Raw genomic sequence first — 19,686 nt, forward strand, 5'->3', positions numbered from 1 at the left:
CAGAGGAATTACCGTTCTCCTCAACCAGGAATGAATTCAAGACGATTTCAATAGTCGTTACGTCAGTCCAATAAAGAACTTGCAGCATGCCGATTAAATTTCGATGCCAACATTGTGATCAGTTGATGGGAATCTCGCACTCCAAAGCGGGAGAGGTGGTTGATTGTCCTACCTGTGGATTATCCGTGCGCGTGCCTGGCCTGGATGGCGAAATAGCACCAATTCCGAAACCTCAACTCGACCTGAAAGATGCAGAGCTGGCCAATGCCCTGGACGAACTGGCAGCGATTGGCGCCAATGTCACTCTTGATAAACAGAAAATTTCTGAGCAAATTCACGAATCCCTGTCTTCTGCAGCCCCTCCCCAAAATTCGGAGCGAACTTCGATTCCTGAAGAGGCGTTCAAAGCGATTCCGGTCAAATCACTACATACCTCGGAACCGCCACAGCAACTGGAACCAGCTCATGTTTCGGATGCTCCGGAAAGACAGGCCGTGCCCATCAGTCAATTACAGACTGAACCTGCGAATCAGACCGAAGTCAACCATGCTGAGGAACTCTCGACTCTGGCGGGCCTCGCTCAGAAACGAGCCGCAGACATGCTGGCAGAAAAAAAGAAGAACAAGCTGAAACGCGCGGCCCGGTTTGAGTTACAGACCCTCACCTGGGTGATTATTCTGATCACTTTCGGGGCGTTGACGTTTTCAATCGGTTTACTACTCGGACGCAATGTCCTGTGAAACCAATGACCGCCTTGTCAGCGAGTTACAGCAGAGAGTTCACATTCTCCGGAGGACGCCCGAGCACGGCCTGCTTACCTTTCACTACAATCGGGCGTTCAATCAATTTGGGATGCGCGATCATCAGCTCAATCGCTTCGTCTCGTGACAGTTTTTTCTCTGCCAGCTTGAGTTCTCTATAGATCTCTTCCCCCTTACGCATTAAATCGCGGGGTTCCATTTTCAGCTTCTGTAACAGGGAATCCAGCTCCGTCGCGGTCGGGGGTGTCTTCAGATATTCAATCACCTGCGGTTCCTGCCCGGCTTCTTCAATCAAAGCCAATGTCTGTCGGCTCTTACCACAACGGGGATTATGATAAATTGTGATCATGATTTTTCTGCTTTAAATTTCTGATTTGACTGGAAAACTCCGCGATAACCTCAGGCGACTGCTGGTGCACATCAGCGACATCCCAGCGATCAACGGGCTTCCGATACAGTTCTCTTTTCTGTGAATCGTCTCTATATTCAAGCTCATCAGAGGTCTGACTGACTTTCGATTCCAGATAATAATAGTCAGCGGTACGAATTGCCAACGTATCATCGTCGGCTGCGAAGATTTGCGGTTCCTGAATTTCTTGATCACCTTCCAGCAGTGACAGCAAGTCGGTGCCCTGGTAAGACTGATTTTCGGGATTCACCTTCCACCAGGAAAGCAGCGTGACGGGCAGGTCAGCAGGTTGTGTGAGAAACTGTCGACGACTGCCGGATGGTTCGGTTTCAGATCGGAACATCATCAATGGGACGTGGGTCGATTCTTCTAACAGGCCTCCCATATCGGACTTTCGCAGGGGGCCCAGCAGAGTATTCCCTCCGCCTGCAGCTGTCACGATCAACAGAATGGAATGCGATTCTGCGTATTCCAGCAGTCGATCCAGGAAACGACCAAACCACTGATCCAGCATGGTGACATAACCTGCATAGACCACTCGCGCCATCTGTCGTTCCTGCTCATCCAATTCTGACCATTCTTCCGGGCTGATAAACAGTTCTGCGACGGCGGATACCAGTTCCTGCCAGTCCTCTTCTTCCAGTTCTGTTTCTGTGACTTCATCAGAGAGAGTATCAATGTCCGGTAGCGTTTCTTCTAAATCTTCTTCAGACACATCCTGATCGAGCACTTCATCCAGATACAACGTCGCAAAAAACTCGGGAGCAAGTGGAAGCGCGGGAACTCCCTCAGAGCGAATCCAGATCAGCTGATCGCGTGAATCTTCCATCCATCCAGGCAATCGTTCCACAGCAGCTTGCATCAGTTTAGCGACCGGTGTCTCGATTTCACTGAGCTGATAAGCATTGGTTCCTGTGAGCGTGTGTACCTGGTCAAAGCGGGAGAAGTACGGCTCCTGTGATCTCTGTGCTGCATTCCGCCCGGAGTCGGAATCCGCTTCCAGGAGCAGAGATGTATCAATTCCCTGTTTCTTCAATTCCGTCACGAAGCAGTGTGTCTGCTGATGGCCCGATTGATATGCGTAAGGGAGAGTCTGCCCCGTCCACCAGGGAAACGAGTTTTCAGTTAAAGACAAGTCATTCGCAAAATGCTGATCAAACAGAACGGACAGAGAAGCCAGACGATCAAAGTTAGGCGTCTCAATCCATTGATGCCCATAGCAGCCCAGCATGCACGCAGGTAAATGTTCAAAACTGACAACAAACGCTTTTTTCATGTGATCACTGGTCTTCGTTATGATGAAAAAGAATCAATCCAGTTCCTGCAGCGGGTGACATACGCATACGCGTCATCTGCTGTCACAATTCCTTCTGCCTGATGGACCGTCATAAATCCCTGGTAATCGACTGCTTTCAGCCCGGAGAAGACCTCGGTAAAATCGATTCCCTGCCCGGACTCATCCCAGTAAGGCAGTAATCGAAACGGTCGATCTCCCAGACACCAGGTCTCCAGATGATCAGGGCCCTCATCGGTCACCACTAGATTCTGAACGTATGCGTTTCTGAGCCAGGGCAGAATCTCCCTGATTGCATTCTTGCCATAATCCTGCCCGCACATCAACAGGCTCGCCGGTTCATAGATCAGCCCAAAATTGGGTCGATCAATCTGCTTCAGCACAGCAATCGATTTGTCCAACTCTTCAAACAGACAGGCGGGGTGAAACTGATGCACGAGCTGAATACCCCGCTCCGCCGCCAGATCACAAGCCTGCTGAGCATATGGAATATCGTCCATAGTTTTGAGGCAAACCCGCACCAGCTGACTGCCCAGTACTTCCGCCACATGCAATGATGGTTCAATATGACGCAATGCCTGTGGAGCCTGATCGTTGTTCTGAGGAATATTCAAATCAGCAGTCACCATTGAAACAACGAGCCCTGCCTGATCCACGATCCCGCGAATCTCTTCCAGTTCCGCTTGAGAACTTTGCACACCGGCAACACTGGCCCGCATACAGAGTGCAGAATAGCCAGCGGCAGCTGCAATCTCAGCGACCTGAGGAAAGGGTATATTCAATCTGGTCTTACAGGCTGCTTCAGCGATCCGCACTGAAAGTGAAAGCTTCATCGTGGTTCCTTCAACTGTTTATTGACCTGATCCGGAGGGATCAACCTGAACGCGACGCGACAAGACGGGAATCGGAAATTTTCCGGCAGCCCAGGCTTCTGCCTTTTCACTTCCCGGATAAGCAGAATCCACCTCAACGTGATAGGTGCGCCAGCGGCCTCCGGTTGCGCCCCGCATGATCTTACTGGCGTTCTGAGGTTTCAGTTTTATTTTTCTACGAATCCCCACTTCTGGCAGATACCATTCCGCATAAGTTCCGGCATCGGTCAGCACTGTGATATGAAACGTCATCGGGCGAAAAGGGGATATATTCTGCAGCCAACCCTCAATACGAGGCGGAAGAGCCGGGGAATACGAGGTCGCCGTCATTTTCACAATGGCCATTTCCTGTTTGTGTTTTTCCAGATGCACATATTTGTCGTCCAGCTGTGGCAGTTTTATTTTCGACTCAAGAATCGCTTCGATCAATTGTACCTTAAACTTCAGCTGCAGTTCTTCTGGACGCACATTGAGAATCTCAACAAATTCCTGGTACTGTTCTTTGGGAGAAATTTCTGCGAAGGGTTCTTTGGTTGACAGATTTTGTACATATTTGAGATATTCTTTCGGATGTTCTGTGACGAGCATCCAGTGCAGTCCCCAGGCATGGACGTAGGCATCGCCGGAAAGAATACTCCCTGCAAAGACACCATCCAAAGCCACGACTTCACCCCAGTCGAGCAGCTTGGCAATTCCTGACATCAGTGCATAGTGTGAATTGATCCGATCCGGGCTGACATTGATCCGGTCCCCTTTGCCTTCAAAGCCAGTGGCAATGCCTTCCATAAACCAGGTAGGAACCGGAGCAAAACGCTTGACGAGACCACGATTGGTTGTCTGCAGGTGAATGGCTTCGTGCAGTGGTGTATCGAACGAACTGCACTCACTCATCCTGAGAATCAGGTTGTTGGAAACATGAGAATAATATGCCAGGATATTTTTCACTCCGTCATCCAACCCGGTGGTCTGTTTACCAAACGATTCGAAATCATCGTCCGATTCGAAGATCAGCATCGCCATGGGGAACTCATAATCTGCCAGTTCAATTCCCATTTTCCGGGAGTAGGTTTCAAAAATGACATCCACGTTTCGCATAAATCGTCCCGCTTTTTCCAGGAACGTTTTAACACGAAGTTCTGTGCGGTCCGAACCATCCAGGGGAGCCGCCAGCACCACACCTACCAGAAACGGCCTCTCCAGATGAAAGCGGAATTTATCTTTGCCGAATTTCTCGCTGAGGTCTTCGGACATCTGCTCGACCGTCAGCGGTTTCGGTGCCGCTTTGAGCTCGCGTTTTTGAATTTTTCCCTGGGGAACCAATACGATTGAACCGTCCGGTTTCAGCAGGCCGTGCATCATCTCACCGCGCCGTTTCCCGGATCCATACAGCGATGCTTCCAAAGTTACGGTTTCGCCGGACTCGTCGACGTAGGTAAAAATATCGGCCTGCAGATTTGAGCTATAGAGCGGGAGAGAAATAGTTATTACAAACAGGCTGAGAATTTGCCTGACGCACAATTGTTTCATAGGGCACCTAATGCTTTCAGATACGATTTCGACGTGAGTTCAGTTTGCTTTCACGGGAACGAGTTGCAGCGCATCAACAATGACATGCCCTTTCGTACCCCGATTGGTGACGCGCAGCACTTCCCGCTTCCCCTGTTCGAATGGAAACCGTCCCAGTCGATGGTATGTCCCCTGATTGGGTTGCTGTTTCTGATTGACCAGGATCTCTTTGGTGCCTGTAGAACTGGTCACAATATAGGGGGTATTAATGGAACGATTGGAACCGGGTGAATAATAAACGCGGACTTCATACAGGCCACTTTGCGGGATGTCTGCGGTAAAGGATATCTCCCGCTTCCCTTTATTGGTATCTCCATCATGCTGATAGCCCTGAGCCACATAGGGAGAGCTGGCGGAGCTGGTTTTCCAGCCCAGGCTGCGTTTCGCATCGCGATCATCGACGACGATGCCTTTCAGCGAACTGGTACGGATTGGTGGTTCCCGGCGGGGCCCGTCCCAGACCAGTACCTGTTTGTCAGCGAGTAATCGTTTTCTCAGTTGTGCATAATCGATATCCTGCACTGCCTGTCCGGCATCGATCGACTGGCAGGCTGCGGTCGCTGCAGACTGGCCCAATACCATAAAGACCGGCTCCATACGAATCGAACCGTAGGCGATATGAGAAGCTGCCATCGCAACCGGCACGAGCAGATTTTCGCATTCTTCTTTTTTAGGACGAAGCGATCGATAAGAGATCGGGTAAGGGTTGGGCACGCCGACCTGCACATCGCCTTCGTTCAATGTCTTTCCATTTACGGCGTAGCGCTGCTGATTGTGAGAATCCATCGTGTAGGCAGCCAGACCCACACTGTCTTCTGCGACCAGTTCCGAAATACAGTTCTTTTCCGTCATCACATATTCAGAGACCAGTCGGCGGGCTTCTCGAATGTACAACTGGAACGGCCAGCCTGCGGTATCCTGAAATTCATCTTTGGTCGGCTTCCAGGTTTGAAACTGCTTTCTCACTTCAGCGGGCACACGCGGATCGTTTGCCAGCGTCCACATCAAACCCTGCTGGTAAGTGAGATGTTCCTGAATGATCTGTGCCCGTTTTTGATAGTCGGCGTCGGGGTATTCGTAATTCATCCCGATATTATCGGTTGAGATAGCAAAGTTATTATTCGTATCTGTTTTGCGGTTCGGCATCAGAACCGGATTCCAGGGAACTCGCAGATCGCCGGCTTCAAAATTTCTTAACAGCAGTTCGTAGCGCAGAGGATCATAATTGTCCGGTTTCACCCATTCCCGCTGATTCTCGGGAATGTCTGTCGTACACATCCGAAAACAATAAGCCTGCACGCGATGATCGCCGTCTCCGTCTTTGCCTCCCGGTCCTTCCTGTTGTACACCCGGTAGCAGTCCACTCTTGGAATCGCCTGGCACAATGTAGGGATCGACCGGCTTGATGAACTGATGAAAGACCGCGTTGCGGGTCTGAATTCCATTGAGTGTTTCGCCATAAGTCGCATTCGATTCACGCCCCACATGGTAAGAGACCCCAGCGACCGCCATCAGATCCCCTTCATAAGTTGCGTCGATGAATACTTTCCCGGAAATAACTAATCCACTCTCCATTTTAATCGAGGTGATACGACCTTCTTCTTTTTTCACCCCCTGCTTTAAATCCAGACGCTGTTGTTTCAGCACGGGAATCGCCTGTTCGCTGAGCATTTTTTCAAACGTCGTTTCTGCGACATGCGGCTCGAAAGTCCACATCTCTTTTTCAGCACCTTTACTGCGCCGATTTTTATACTCGCCCTGTTTCTGAAATTCCCAGGAGGAATCCAGACTGTAATAGTCACCCAGTCGTCGGTAAAACTCACGGGCGATGCCGCCAATCGCCGCCTTGTTCCCGATGTCCGTGGCGCCCAATCCTCCGGAAGAGAGACCGCCCAGATGGGTTCCAGGTTCGATCAGCAACACACTCTTTCCCATTCGTTCCGCTTGAAGCGCTGCAGCTATGCCTCCCGAAGTTCCGCCATACACGACAACGTCATAGCTGGATTTGAGCTGTGCCGGCTTGATTTCCTGCGCGTCGGACATATTCGAAATTCCCAACCAGGAAATCAGAATTAACGCAAAACGGAATAGTTTCGTAGAAACGGAGTGCATTTCGAAGACCTTTTCACTCAGTCGGTGTCAACAAATCAAAAATTAATACTTAGCGGACATGTTTACACAGGCCCGTTTCGTCCATCATAATCATTACGGTGGAATATCTAAACCGGCTTGCTGCAAATCTGAATTTATGTCGGACTTAAATTGTTAATTATGTGAGCAATACCATTTAGGACGATTTCACCATATAATTGTAACCATCTCAAAAATGAAACCATCCCAATGCGCTGTTCCCGACCAACTCTAATCCCCAGCAGGCTGACATGAGCTTTGATTTCCTTAATCCGATGATGCTGCTCGGTTTACTGGGAATTTCACTGCCTGTCCTCGTACATCTGCTCAGTCGAAAAAAATACGACGTTGTCCAATGGGGAGCGATGCAGTTTCTGGAACTCGGGCGGCGAACGCGACGTCGAATTCGCCTGGAAGGCTGGTTACTGCTGGCGATGCGGATGTTGCTGATTGCGTTGATCGCCCTCGCATTGTCCCGCCCCTGGGTTTCCGGCGGATTTTTATCGAAATTCATTTCCACTCAATCCAGAGATGTCGTCTTCGTGATTGACGGTTCATATAGCATGGGCTGGGAAGGCGAAGCGGAAATTCCTCACGCTGCCGCCATCCAATGGGTACACCGCTTTTTAGAAGAACTGAATCCCGGCGATACCATCACCCTGATTGATGCCCGCGATCAGCCCCGATTGATTACCGAGTCACCCACTTCTCAGTTTGATGTTGTCCGCGAAAATTTAAATCAACTGCCACCCCCTGCCGGTTCTTCCAATCTGGCAAATTCCATTTCCAAAGCCATTCAAACTCTCAGTAAAACGTCAAATCTGGAACGGGAAATCATTGTACTGACCGACGACCAGGCCTTCTGCTGGACTCCTGAAGATTCCATTTTGTGGGCACAGGTCAATGATCTGCTGCAGCAGTCTGCGGTACCCGTCGATCTGTGGGCCACCAGTGTCGCCGGTAAAAAAAACGAGGGACTGCTTACCAATCGAAAAGTAGACCAGTTGTCCGTCTCTCGTGAGGTCTGCGTCAAAAATCTCCCGGTCCGAATTTCGACGACCGTTCGCTACGATGGGCCGGAAGCGAATCTGATCTGCCCGGTCTATTTTGAAGTGGATGGACAGCAACTGCCGGAAAAAACCCAATCTGTGAAAATCGAAAATCATGGCGAGACAGCCGTCGAGTTTCAGCATCGCTTCGAAGATGAAGGCACACATGTCGTCAGTATTGTACTGGATCCCGACCAGTTGCCGGGCGACGACCGCTCTGATGCCGCCCTGCATGTCACCAGTGCCTTGCCCGTGCTGCTGGTGGATGGCACACCCAGTTTTGACCCGACCCGGAGCGAAGTCTTTTTCGCCAATCTGGCCTTGATGGCTCCGACCAACCGCACTCCCTGGATTCAAACAACCGTCATCGAAAAGACTCAACTCAACGCTGACATTCTGAAAAATCAGGCTGTCGTCATTCTGGCGAACGTGGACACACTCTCGGAAACACAGGCGGGAGATTTAATTGACTTTGTCAATCATCAGGGGGGAGGCGTATTGATTGCGCTGGGTGATCAGATTAACGCGGACGATTATCAGCGACTGTTATTTCACGATCAAGCTTTGATTCCTGTGGAGCTGAAGTCCCGGGAATCAAACCCAGGAGCCGAGTTCGGGAATCTGACTCAGATTCGCTCCGACAGCCTGCAGAGCCCGTGGTTGAATCGCTTTCGTGGGGAATATGCCAATGGCCTGACGGCGGCCCGGTTCAGTGACTGGTGGGACACTTCTGCCATCACCCAATCCGACCAGCCGGAAGCAGAAAATAAAGGTGAGAAAAGCGAGCAGAAAGCAGAGTCCACACCGGTGGAGCTGGCGACGTTAAATAATAACGCTCCCTTCATGTTGATGATGAACCATGAACGGGGACGCGTACTGTTATTGACATCCTCGCTTGATGCGGACTGGAACAATTTGCCGGCGAAACCTGATTATGTCCCTTTTCTGCATGAGGCGGTTTTCGAACTTTCTTCAGGCCGGGTCTTTCGAAACCTGCAGACAGACGAACCCATTGTGGTTCCGGTCCCTGCGAAAACCACGGTGGAACAAATTGAATTTCTCGACCCAAACGGTAAAGCGTTAGCTGGCACAATCGAGGCAGATCCTGCAGCCAATGCCGCCACCTTTCAATCTCAGGACACATCCCTGCCCGGTATTTACAGCCTGTCTCCAAAAGCGGGTGTGCAGACCGATCTTAATTCCGATCGTTTTGTAGTCAACTTTGATCGCAGTGAATCCGACCTGACCCCCCTGAGTGAAGCGCAACAGAAAACGCTGTCGGATGAATCCCAGCTGACATTTTTCAAGACCCTCGATGAATTGAAACAGGCCATGTTTTCTGATGTCTCAGAAACAGAATTCTGGCGAATCCTGTTACTGATCTTCCTGCTACTGATGGTGGGCGAAATGTTTCTGACCAGAAGACTGGTTCAAGGAGGCCATTCCACACTTCCCGAGCAGAGCAAAACATGATGCAGTTATTTATTACAGAGATGACGGATTGAAATGAACGAAAGGCACTTCCAGTTTAACGGTCTCGAATGGAGCGGATGGACGATTTTGAGCGTCTGTGCCGTCGTGGCGGCGCTCGTCTCCATCGTCATGCTGTTCCGTTACGAACGTCGCCTGGTCTCGTCTTCAATTGGTAACATTCTCATCACACTGCGCATTGCGGCTCTGATTTTAATTTTGCTTACCTTTCTGGAGCCCGTGCTGACCTGGTCTTTTAATGTCAATAAGACAGGACGGCTGATTGTCGCCGTGGATGTATCTGACAGTATGAATACCCAGGATCGTCATGCCAGTGATCTGGAAAAGCTGAGGCTGGCGCGCGCATTGAAAATGATCGGTAATGATCAGGTCAACAGCCGCCTGGATCGCTGGGAAGCCGCCTATGCGGCCGACCAGGAACCGCCGTGGGTAGATGGAGAGGAAACAGCGAATCCGGAAAAGCGGGAAGAACTGGCAGCCAGTCGGAAAAAAAATCTGGCGGCGATCTTTGCTGATATTGATCAGCTGTCTCGTAAAGAAATTGCACAAAAACTGTTATTGAATCCTGCGAATCCCATTCTGGAAAAACTGCAGGAACGCGGACAGGTCGATGTAGTCCTGTTTGCCGGGGATGCCGTCACGACAGAAAAGACGACCCTGGAAAAGTCACTGAATGAGGTTCCAGACCAGGTGCACATGGAACTTTCAAATCTGTCACAGGCACTGAAAAACACCGGTGGTAGTAATGAAACCAGTGAGGCACCGATCTCAGGTTATATCCTGCTGACCGACGGACGGGATAACAGTCAATTGAATCCCGTGACGATGGCGAAACAACTGGGGCAGATGAAAGTCCCCATTTATCCGGTGATGGTCGGCACAGATCACCAGCCCAAAGATATCTCCATCGCTGACCTGGATTATCCACAGACGGCATTCAAGGATGATCGACCTCTACTGCAGGCCCGCATCGGAACGAATGGATATGATGGCCAGGAAATCAGTGTAACCCTGAAACAAGGCGACCAGGAACTGGCAGTAAAAAGTTTTACTTCCAGCGGTGTCAGTAAACTGCTCGAGTTTGAACTGGATTCCGGAAAGCTGGGTCGGCAGGAATTCACTCTGGAAACGGAAGTCCTGCCGGGGGAAACACGCGACGACAACAACAACAAAAACTTTGCCATCAACATTGTGGATGATAAATCTCATGTGCTGTTAGTCGAGGAAACAGCACGCTGGGAATATCGATTCCTGCACCATGCGCTGGAGCGGGATAAACGCATCGCGCTGGAACAGGTTTTATTCGAACAGCCCTACATGGGGTTGCTGCCTCAGCCGTTTTTTCCCAATCAGCTCAAAATTAATGTACCGGTGGCAAAACCGAATGATGAGCCCGGCACTCAGGCTCATCCGTTCGCCGATCAGGATCTGATTATCATCGGTGACGTCTCCCCGGCGCATCTGGAAGAAGAAAACTGGAAGTATATCCAGACGTTTGTCGGCGATCAGGGTGGTACTCTGGTTCTGCTGGCGGGGAAAAAATTTATGCCGCTGGGTCATCATTCCCCGACACTGAACGAACTGCTGCCATTGAAATCTCCCAAAGTGATCAACTGGAATCAGACCAATTTTAAAGTCCCACCCGGCGAACGGGGTATGCGGCTGCGGCTGACCCCGGAAGGTGAAGCCGAACCCCTGATGCAGTTTGATGCCAATGCTGAAATCAATCGCGACATCTGGCAGGAACTGCCGGGGCATCTCTGGTATCTGCAGGGCGAACTGAAACCGGGGGCAACAGTCCTGGCCTATGGCGTCTCCCCGTTCAATGCCCCCCCTAATGAGAAGACCGATGGTGTCATTATCCATCGGCAGTACGGTTCAGGGCAGGTCATCTGGGTTGGTATCGACAGCACCTGGCGCTGGCGGTTTCGTGTAGGCGATCGTTATCACCATCGCTTCTGGGGACAACTGGCCCGCTGGGCGGCTAAGAATAAAGCGGCCGCTGGAAACGAATTCGTCAAATTCAGTTTAAGCAAGACGGACATTGATGCCGGTGAAATCACCACAGCCAGCGCCCGCTGGACCCAGGAGTATCGTGACCAGTTTCCGGATGTCAAATCAACGGTCTCCATTTTTAAAGCGTCTGAACCAGACAAAGTACTTGCCTCGCTGGAACTGCTCAATCAAAAAAATCAGCCCCTGCTGCAGGAAGCGAATCTGCCTGCCTTGCCTGAGGGGGAATACCAGCTGAAACTGCAGACGACGCCGCCGATCGCAGGCGCGAAGGAAATCACAACCCCATTGTTTGTCCATACAATCAAAACGATTGAACTGGGAAATCTGACTTCGAATCCGCAACTACTGACAGAAATGGCGGAATCCAGTGGGGGGCAGCTGCTGACGCCGCAAACCATCAATGAGCTCATGGAATTACTGCCTTCCCTCAAACAGGAAACGACTAAACAGGACGAAATTTCGGTCTGGGACCACTGGTTTTTTCTGATTCTGATCATGGGTATCCTGACGGTGGAGTGGGCCCTCCGTAAATTAAACGGATTACCCTGAACCAGCTTGCCAGGTTTTTGGCCTTGAAACCGGTTTTTCATCCCAATTTCATCTCAGATCTTGTTACAATAGACACTGGCGAGGTCTGCACTGCGGATGACCCCTGATTCGGATTCTTTTTGAATCAGACTCGACTTGTGTGCTCGCTGAAACAGATTCCACAATCACTTCCTGTTGAGAGAAGCTATGGATGGGCAGTTAGACCAATTTGTGAACGAACTGAAACGGCAATTGAACCAGCTTGATCGCCGCATTCGTTCTCTGGCGCTGTTACGAGGACTGGGGCTGGTGATACTGGTTCTGGTCTGTCTGATTACGCTGCAGATCAGTATCGATTTTCTGTTTTCGCTCGACTCCACTGCCCGCATTATCATGAGTTCCATATCACTGGCTGTACTGGCGGGCTGCCTCTGGTTTGGAATCCTGCGTCGGGTCATTCAAAAACGCACGCCCGTCGAACTGGCTGCGATTGTAGAGGAGTCACAGTCTTCGCTGAATGAACGTCTGACATCCGTATTGGAACTGGCTACCGCTCAGAATGAAACCAGTTCTGTGATGATGCGGGAACGACTCGCGCGGGAAACGATCGCCTCCCTGACGAATTTTAATATTACCGATTCCGTTCCCTCAGATCGCGCCATGCGATTCATCATGAGTGCCGGCATCGCGATTCTGCTTTTTATTACTCCCCTGCTGTTCTGGCCCGACGCGTATAAATTGCTGCTCTCCCGCAGTGTGATCCCGTGGGGCAACTTTGCGACGGTGAGTTCACTCTATTTCGAAGTCCAGCCCGGCGATGAAACCGTCGCCCGCGGCACCGATTTGAAAATTGTGGCAGAACCACACTGGCATACAAAAAAACCGGGGCAGATCAATGACGTCTGGATTGAATGGAAAGACACTGCCGGCAAAGCAAACGCGCGTCGCATGGATCTGGACCAGGAAACCGGCTTCTATCTGACACAGTTTCCACGCCTGCTCAGCGGGTTCCAGTACACGATCTCGTCTGACCGCAGTCGCTCGAAACTATATACCATTGAAATCGCTGAGCCCCCCTCCATTACCGAAACCCTGCTGACAGTCAATTCCCCCGGCTATACTCAGAAACCAGTTGAGCAACTGACGGTGATCCCCAGCGAACTCCGCGTGATTGAGCAGAGCCTGTTGAACTTCAAATTGAAATTTGATCGTCCGGTGACTGCAGTCGCACTGGATTATCAGCGTTACGTATCGGGAACGGAAGAGCGGCCCCCCGTAGAACAGAAAGCGTTCACGATCAGCGAAGATCAACTGTCTGCGGAACTGGATTTTCCGGTTCACAAAAGCAGCTTTCTCTATCACCTTACACTCGAAAGTCAGCAGGGTAAACTCAAGACACAAACCTCAGAGCATCTGGTTAAAGTTATTCCGGATCGTGCTCCCGAAATCGAACTCTCCCTCTACAATCAGCCGGAGTTCATTAAGCCCACCGACGGATTAACGGTGCCTGTGAAAGTTTTGGATGATTTTTCGGTCGCCGAACTGGAAATTCACGTTCAGAAACTGGAGGGCAAAGAGACTGTCATTAAGGTTCCCGCCTCACAACTGGGGACACGCTCAGTTGATTATGAATTTAAAATCGATCTGGAAGGACTGCGTGCGCAGCAGGGAGATATCTTTACTTACCGTGTACGGGCAGCTGACAATCGAGAAATTCCGGAACCGAATGTCGTCTGGACCACTCCCCGCGTATTCGGAATTGATAAAAACGCTGACCAGCAGTTATCGGCGGGGGTCGTCTCGCGTCAGCAGAAACTGCGGGATGCGCTGCAAAAAATCCAACAGGAATTCAAAGAGCACAAGAATCAGGTTGACCAGAAAATTGCAGAACTGAATAAGATCAAAGAAAAAGAAGCCTTAAAGGCCGAAGATCAGGAACAGTTACAGGAGCTGAGCAAACAGGAGCGTAAGCTGGCTCAAAAACTGGAAAATCTCGCCAATGAATTACTGCAGCTCCCCCTGTATCAGAAGCTGGCAGAGCAGACACAGGAAGTCGCGCGAACGGACTTCGTCAAAAATCATGATACCCTTAAAGCAACAGCCGACGCCGAAAATATCAAGCAGGCACGAAACGATCTGAAGCCGGTTCCCAAAGCCATGCAAGGGACCGAACAGAAACTCGAGCAACTGGCCCGCCAGTACGACAAACTGGTCGAACTGGAAAACGACCTTTTGAATCTGAATCGACTGGCTGATGAAACAAACCATCTGGCGGACGATCTGCTGGCTTTCAATGATAAGCTGGAATCAACGAAGCCCCCGTCAGAAAAGCCGGCTCCACAACCTCAGGAAAATCCGGACGGCAAACAACCTGAGACTGAAAAATCCGAGATGGAGCGGAAGAAAGAGGCAGCCCATCAACAACGTTCCCCTGAGACGGAGAAGGAACTCGCCAATCTGCAGGCGGAACTGAAACATCGTCAGTCGCGCCTGGCAAAAGATCTGGATCAATTACTGGAACGCCGCCCTGAACTGGTTGATGCCGCCCGTAACTATCAGATGAAACAACTGGACTCACTGGTCAGACAGACTTCTCAACTGGTGGAACCGCAAACCCAACTGGCTGCAGCGATCGAAGAACAGGCTCCTGTCGCCGCCGGAAGACCAAACACACCCCAGGCAGCAGAACCGCCTGGAGAATCAAATCCCACCGCGACGGCTCAAGGGGAGAATCCACCTGACAACAATCCTTCCCCGTCAGCAGCCTCTGCCGGACCAGCGCCTCCTCCCGCAGCGGAGGCACCACAGAATGCCGCAGCGGCAGCAGCCGACGGCAAACCGGCGACTGCTGCTCAGTCTGCCGAACGCAAGATGAGTAATGAACCTTCGCGGGCGAAAGCAGTCCCGGCGAAAGAGGAATCCATTCTTGATCTTCAACGGCAGCAGCAGATGCTGGCGGAAGCAGCGACTAATTTCGCCCTGGAAACCGCCCAGCAATTTGGTCCTGAATCTGAACCGACCCGTAAAGCCACACAACTCGCAGAAGAATCCATCAAAGCGAAACAGGCAGCTAACGCAGGTCGTCTGCACGAAGCCAGCCAGGCAGCAAATCGTGCGTCGAAAATGGCCGATGAAATCATGCAGGCCCACAATGCACAGAACAAAGAAAATACCGAACGGGATGCCTTTCTGGAGCAGGCCGAACGCATGGCAAATCTGCAACAGTCCCAGGCGGAAAAAATGGAACAGGCTTCTGCTTCCGAGCCGAAGCGACAGGAAGCCTTGCAGAATACACAACAGGCGCTCGCCCAGCAGACCCAGGCATTATCAAAAGAACTGTCTGAAACCTCGCGTAAACTGGAAACCGATCCGATCGGCTTGAAAAAAGAGAGCCAGCAGGCAGACCGGACGCGCAAAAAAACAGATACCGCCGGCCAGGCGATGGAGAAAGCGGTCGAAGGCCTGAAAGAGGAGAATCTGGCTCAGGCAGCAGAACAGGCACAACAGGCAGCCAAAGCACTGCAGGAAGCCGCCCGCCAGGCGCAGCAGGCCAGCAGGCAGAAAACCAAGGAGTCTCCCGTTCCGGAAAAAGTGGGGAACCAGGTAACAGATGCCGCCCAACAGTTGCGCGAAGCCCAAAAGCAATTGGAGCAGAGCCCGGAATTCAAGAACCAGTCGGATCAGTCGATGGCACAACAGGAGCAGTCCCCGCCCGGCGATGCAAAAGAAAACTCTCAAGAAGGCAACCCTGCTGACCAAAAAGAGAAAGCAACCGAATCCGGGGATGCCAAAGCCCAGGCCAATTCTGAAGCTGGTGACAAATCACAATCGCAGGAACAGATGGCGGAAAACTCAAATAAACAACAGGGAGATTCTGAGCAACAGGGCAAACCTTCGAAATCACGTGAAGCAGCCGAATCACTGAAACGGGCTGCGGAATCCTTGTCTCAGGCGGCGACGGAACTGAAATCAAAAGCGCAGCAGGGTTCTGATCCCGGCAAAGGACAACAGTCACAGACCGCATCAAAAAACATGGCACAAGGCAAAGGGCAAGGCGAAAGCGAAGGCGGTGGTGCGCAGACCAGCGTGGACTTTTCTGAGTTGAAAACCAAACTGCAGGCCATGTCAGATCGCAACTGGGGTGAACTTCCCGGCCAGCTGGACACGGAAATCCTGCAAGGCTCACGAGCCCGTACCGATCCGGAATACGCCCGGTTGATCAAACATTATTTCGAAGCGATTTCCAAATCGAAACCTGAGAGTAACTGAACTCATCACTCTGACAGATCCCCTGGATTCATTTATGATTCGCTGGCTCCCGACTTCGTTACTTCTGATTTCCCTGTTGCTGCCTGCCAACATCAGCCGGGCTCAGGAACTGGATGCACAGAAGAAACAGCTGGATGCCAGTATTCAGCGGGCGGTGCAGTTTCTGGCAAACTCACAACAGCCTTCCGGTGCGTGGTCTTTCAATTCTTACGGCGAATCGACGGCGGCCACTTCCCTGGCGATTATGGCGTTCATGGCTGCCGGCTATGTTCCCGAAGAAGGACCCTACGGTGATCAGATCAACAAAGGGATCGACTGGGTCCTCGCACACCAGGCTGACAATGGGCTGGTGGTACATCATAAGAGCCACGGGCCGATGTACAGTCACGGAATCAGCACGCTGATGCTGGCAGAAGTCGCCGGGATGCTCAAAGGGGAGCGTGAGAAAAAATGCAGAGAGGTACTGGAACGCGCGGTCAAACTGATCGTCTCTGCCCAGAATGTCAACAAAGACAAACGGAACGCAGGAGGCTGGCGTTATACGCAGACCAGTACCGACAGTGATCTGAGCGTAACCGGCTGGCAGTTACTGGCGTTACGGGCCGCCAAGAATATTGGCTGTGATATTTCCAAAGATCACATCGATAAAGCCGTCGCTTATGTACGCAACTGTCGCGGAAGAAATAACGTGGGTTTTGCCTATCAACCAGGTGGTGCTCCCAGTGCCACACGCACAGGAACCGGAATTTTAGCGCTGGAAATCTGTGGCCAGCATCATACCCGCGATGCGCTGGAAGCCAGTGATTACCTGATCCAGAAACCATTGCATCCTGATGAATTCTATTACTTTTACGGTGCCTACTATTGCAGTGTCGGCATGTTTCAAATGGGGGGCGAGTACTGGCAAAAAACACGGGACGCGATTGTCCCCCAACTGCTGGAAACCCAGAAACACGATGGCAGCTGGCTCGCCACGAAAGGGAGCGAAAAACAGGCAGGGAAAGTTTACGCGACTTCCCTGGCAGTGCTCGCGTTGGCGGTGGAATATCAGTACCTGCCTATCTACCAGCGATAAGTTCTGGGCATGCCATTTGGGGGGATGGTCCGTTTCCCAGGCGATTCTGAAGACTTTCACAGAAAAACCGGCCAAACCAGGTGGTCCTGGCCAGCGCGACTATTAGATATCTCCCTGTCAACAAAAGGGTTACCCCATTCCCATAATCCAGGGCTGCCACGAATTGACCTTGGTGAACCCGCTGGTTATCTTTAAAATTCGCTTCTGACTTTTGCCTGCTTACATTGACCTTAGCCCCTCTGGATACCTGACTGTGCGGATTGCTTACTTAGATTGCTCAACTGGAATTAGTGGTGACATGACCCTGGCGGCCCTCGTCGACGCCGGCGTTGACGCCGATCAGATTTGTGCCGGGATCGACTCACTGGGACTGCCTGGAGTAAAACTGACTTTCTCTTCCACGATGAAGGGAGGGTTCCACGCCACATCCGTCAAAATTGAGCATCCGGAACAGCACGCACATCGCCATTTGAGTGACATCATCCAGATTCTCAAACAGTCGGATCGTCTGACCGCCCGGCAGTATGAACTGTCGCTGGCGCTGTTCTCGGCAATCGCTGCTGCGGAAGCCAAAGTACATGGTTCCACCATCGACAAGGTTCACTTTCATGAAGTGGGTGCTATCGATTCCATCGTGGACATTGTCGGCGTCGCCATCGGCTTTGATCTGTTGGGAGTAGAACAGATTATTTCCAGCCCGGTTCCTACCGGCTATGGTCAGATCAAGATCGATCATGGGATCTGTACTGTCCCGGCCCCCGGAACTGCCGAAATCCTGAAAGGGATTCCCCTGGCTGACATTCCGATTCAAGCTGAACTGACCACTCCCACGGGAGCCGCCATCATCGCAACAATGGTGGATCGGTTTTCGATGCTGCCCGCGATGACCATCGAAGAGATCGGCTATGGCGCCGGCACGAAAAACTTTCCCGAACGGGCGAACCTGCTGCGAATTTTTGTCGGGGAACTGGTGAGTTCCAGCAACACCGATTATGTGACACTGCTGGAAACCAACCTGGATGACATTACTCCGGAAGTGATTGGCTATACCAAACAGAAGCTGATGGCAGCCGGTGCACTGGATGTTTATAGTGCAGCGATTCAGATGAAAAAAGATCGCCCGGCAATCATGCTGAGCGTGATCAGTCAACCCGCTGATGTAGAACGTCTGGAAGCAATCCTGTTTCAGGAAACAGAAACCCTGGGAATTCGGCGGCATGTTCTGCAGCGCACCATTCGTGCACGACAGACACACACCGTTAAAACAACCTGGGGAGAAGTGGCTGGCAAACTGTCACTCACCCCGAATCATCAATCCGTCTTCACGCCGGAATATGAAGCCTGTGCTCAACTGGCAGCTGAAAAACAGGTTTCACTGAGAACCATTTACCGGGCCGCCGAAGCCGCTTATCTGTTTGATGGAACACAGGCGCGCCCTGCTTTGCCCGCAGCAAATGTTCCCCACGACCACGACCACGACCACGACCACGACCACGACCACGACCACGATCACGATCACGATCACGATCACGATCACGATCACGATCACGATCACGATCACGATCACGATCACGGGTAGGCTCGCGTTACATGATCAGGATGATCACACACGAGCCAAAAACCGAACCGCAGTTCAAATTTGTCTGGTAGTAAAGGATGACTGGCCAATTATGTTTCAATTGAGCGATACCAATACAGTACTGACGGGGGTGTTACTCTTAACGGTTGCCTGGGCGTTGCGTAAAAACTTTCGATATCAGCAGCAGGTACGAAATCGCAATCCACTGGACGAAGCACAACAGGAGCTTTCCAGTCTGGAACAGAACCAGTTCAACCGACTCAATCAGCTGGAAATCAAGCTGTATGAGTACGGCAGAGAAATAGAATCCCGCAGCGATGATCGTCTGCGTGTGCTCGACGAACTGTTGCGGGAAGCCGATCAGGAAATCAACCGATTACGCCAGCAACTGGCGCTCACACAACAGAAGCAGAGTGAACCGGGCCAGGAGGCTGGCCCCGATGTTCTCATATACGAAAAATCCCAGCCCCTGTCTGCCACTGCAGAAAAGCGGCTGATGATGGTTTATCTGAGCCAGGCCGGTTTTTCAGCTCAGGAAATCAGTAACTGTTTTCAGTGCAAGCGGGAAGAGGTAGAACGGGTCCTGGCAGAAGACTGCCCTCCCGGTTCAGAGATCGCCTGAGCCTTGAGCCTGATTGCTTTTAGAC

The 19,686-nt window shown here is 51.5% G+C and carries 12 protein-coding genes; 7 read left to right on the forward strand and 5 right to left on the reverse strand.

Going from position 1 to position 19,686, the window contains the following annotated elements; all coding sequences use genetic code 11:
* The first annotated feature begins 86 nt into the window (after window positions 1-86).
* Window positions 87-740 carry a hypothetical protein gene (locus tag Pan161_RS11515; protein ID WP_145226924.1) on the forward strand — a complete coding sequence of 218 codons (654 nt, stop codon included), beginning with the start codon at window positions 87-89 and terminating at the stop codon, window positions 738-740.
* Between the two features lie 25 nt (window positions 741-765).
* On the opposite strand, the gene arsC is transcribed toward Pan161_RS11515, so the two are convergent.
* The 5 genes from arsC to Pan161_RS11540 are packed head-to-tail and all read right to left on the reverse strand — an operon-like array spanning window position 766 to window position 7,014.
* Complete coding sequence (gene arsC / locus Pan161_RS11520; protein ID WP_145226926.1) at window positions 766-1,110, reverse strand: arsenate reductase (glutaredoxin); 345 nt, start codon at window positions 1,108-1,110, stop codon at window positions 766-768.
* Window positions 1,091-2,446, reverse strand: a complete 1,356-nt coding sequence (locus Pan161_RS11525) for a sulfatase-like hydrolase/transferase (RefSeq protein WP_145226928.1) — start codon at window positions 2,444-2,446, stop codon at window positions 1,091-1,093. Before Pan161_RS11525 ends, arsC begins: the two co-directional genes overlap by 20 nt.
* Window positions 2,447-2,463: 17 nt before the next feature.
* Window positions 2,464-3,297, reverse strand: a complete 834-nt coding sequence (locus tag Pan161_RS11530) for a sugar phosphate isomerase/epimerase family protein (protein ID WP_145226930.1) — start codon at window positions 3,295-3,297, stop codon at window positions 2,464-2,466.
* A gap of 18 nt (window positions 3,298-3,315) precedes the next feature.
* Window positions 3,316-4,863 carry a DUF1570 domain-containing protein gene (locus Pan161_RS11535; RefSeq protein ID WP_145226932.1) on the reverse strand — a complete coding sequence of 516 codons (1,548 nt, stop codon included), beginning with the start codon at window positions 4,861-4,863 and terminating at the stop codon, window positions 3,316-3,318.
* A 39-nt stretch (window positions 4,864-4,902) separates the two neighbouring features.
* Window positions 4,903-7,014 carry an FAD-dependent oxidoreductase gene (locus Pan161_RS11540; protein ID WP_145226934.1) on the reverse strand — a complete coding sequence of 704 codons (2,112 nt, stop codon included), beginning with the start codon at window positions 7,012-7,014 and terminating at the stop codon, window positions 4,903-4,905.
* Window positions 7,015-7,283: 269 nt separating this feature from the next.
* Here Pan161_RS11540 and Pan161_RS11545 point away from each other — a divergent pair, with 269 nt between their 5' ends.
* The 6 genes from Pan161_RS11545 to Pan161_RS11570 all read left to right on the forward strand — a co-directional run bounded on the left by Pan161_RS11545 (window position 7,284) and on the right by Pan161_RS11570 (window position 19,661).
* Entirely contained in the window at window positions 7,284-9,554 is a 2,271-nt protein-coding gene (locus Pan161_RS11545) for a BatA domain-containing protein (RefSeq protein WP_145226936.1), read from the forward strand.
* A 33-nt stretch (window positions 9,555-9,587) separates the two neighbouring features.
* Window positions 9,588-12,137, forward strand: a complete 2,550-nt coding sequence (locus Pan161_RS11550) for a vWA domain-containing protein (RefSeq protein WP_145226938.1) — start codon at window positions 9,588-9,590, stop codon at window positions 12,135-12,137.
* 186 nt (window positions 12,138-12,323) lie between these two features.
* Window positions 12,324-16,385: a DUF4175 family protein gene (locus Pan161_RS11555; protein WP_145226940.1), complete on the forward strand. Its 4,062-nt coding sequence runs from the start codon at window positions 12,324-12,326 to the stop codon at window positions 16,383-16,385.
* A 34-nt stretch (window positions 16,386-16,419) separates the two neighbouring features.
* Entirely contained in the window at window positions 16,420-17,460 is a 1,041-nt protein-coding gene (locus Pan161_RS11560; RefSeq protein ID WP_145226942.1) for a prenyltransferase/squalene oxidase repeat-containing protein, read from the forward strand.
* A gap of 253 nt (window positions 17,461-17,713) precedes the next feature.
* A complete protein-coding gene (gene larC, locus Pan161_RS11565; protein ID WP_145226944.1) occupies window positions 17,714-19,039 on the forward strand; it encodes a nickel pincer cofactor biosynthesis protein LarC in 1,326 nt (441 codons plus the stop codon).
* A gap of 91 nt (window positions 19,040-19,130) precedes the next feature.
* Complete coding sequence (locus Pan161_RS11570) at window positions 19,131-19,661, forward strand: hypothetical protein (RefSeq protein ID WP_145226945.1); 531 nt, start codon at window positions 19,131-19,133, stop codon at window positions 19,659-19,661.
* Window positions 19,662-19,686 lie beyond the last annotated feature (25 nt).

The sequence above is a fragment of the Gimesia algae genome (assembly GCF_007746795.1).
GTDB lineage: Bacteria > Planctomycetota > Planctomycetia > Planctomycetales > Planctomycetaceae > Gimesia > Gimesia algae.

What these genes read in the sequence shown, in the direction of transcription:
- Pan161_RS11570 (WP_145226945.1), top strand. Translation starts at nt 19,131, where the DNA reads ATGTTTCAATTGAGCGATACCAATACAGTACTGACGGGGGTGTTACTC.
- Pan161_RS11515 (WP_145226924.1), top strand. Translation starts at nt 87, where the DNA reads ATGCCGATTAAATTTCGATGCCAACATTGTGATCAGTTGATGGGAATC.
- Pan161_RS11545 (WP_145226936.1), top strand. Translation starts at nt 7,284, where the DNA reads ATGAGCTTTGATTTCCTTAATCCGATGATGCTGCTCGGTTTACTGGGA.
- Pan161_RS11525 (WP_145226928.1), bottom strand. Translation starts at nt 2,446, where the DNA reads ATGAAAAAAGCGTTTGTTGTCAGTTTTGAACATTTACCTGCGTGCATG.
- Pan161_RS11535 (WP_145226932.1), bottom strand. Translation starts at nt 4,863, where the DNA reads ATGAAACAATTGTGCGTCAGGCAAATTCTCAGCCTGTTTGTAATAACT.
- Pan161_RS11540 (WP_145226934.1), bottom strand. Translation starts at nt 7,014, where the DNA reads ATGCACTCCGTTTCTACGAAACTATTCCGTTTTGCGTTAATTCTGATT.
- Pan161_RS11555 (WP_145226940.1), top strand. Translation starts at nt 12,324, where the DNA reads ATGGATGGGCAGTTAGACCAATTTGTGAACGAACTGAAACGGCAATTG.
- Pan161_RS11550 (WP_145226938.1), top strand. Translation starts at nt 9,588, where the DNA reads ATGAACGAAAGGCACTTCCAGTTTAACGGTCTCGAATGGAGCGGATGG.
- Pan161_RS11530 (WP_145226930.1), bottom strand. Translation starts at nt 3,297, where the DNA reads ATGAAGCTTTCACTTTCAGTGCGGATCGCTGAAGCAGCCTGTAAGACC.
- arsC (WP_145226926.1), bottom strand. Translation starts at nt 1,110, where the DNA reads ATGATCACAATTTATCATAATCCCCGTTGTGGTAAGAGCCGACAGACA.
- Pan161_RS11560 (WP_145226942.1), top strand. Translation starts at nt 16,420, where the DNA reads ATGATTCGCTGGCTCCCGACTTCGTTACTTCTGATTTCCCTGTTGCTG.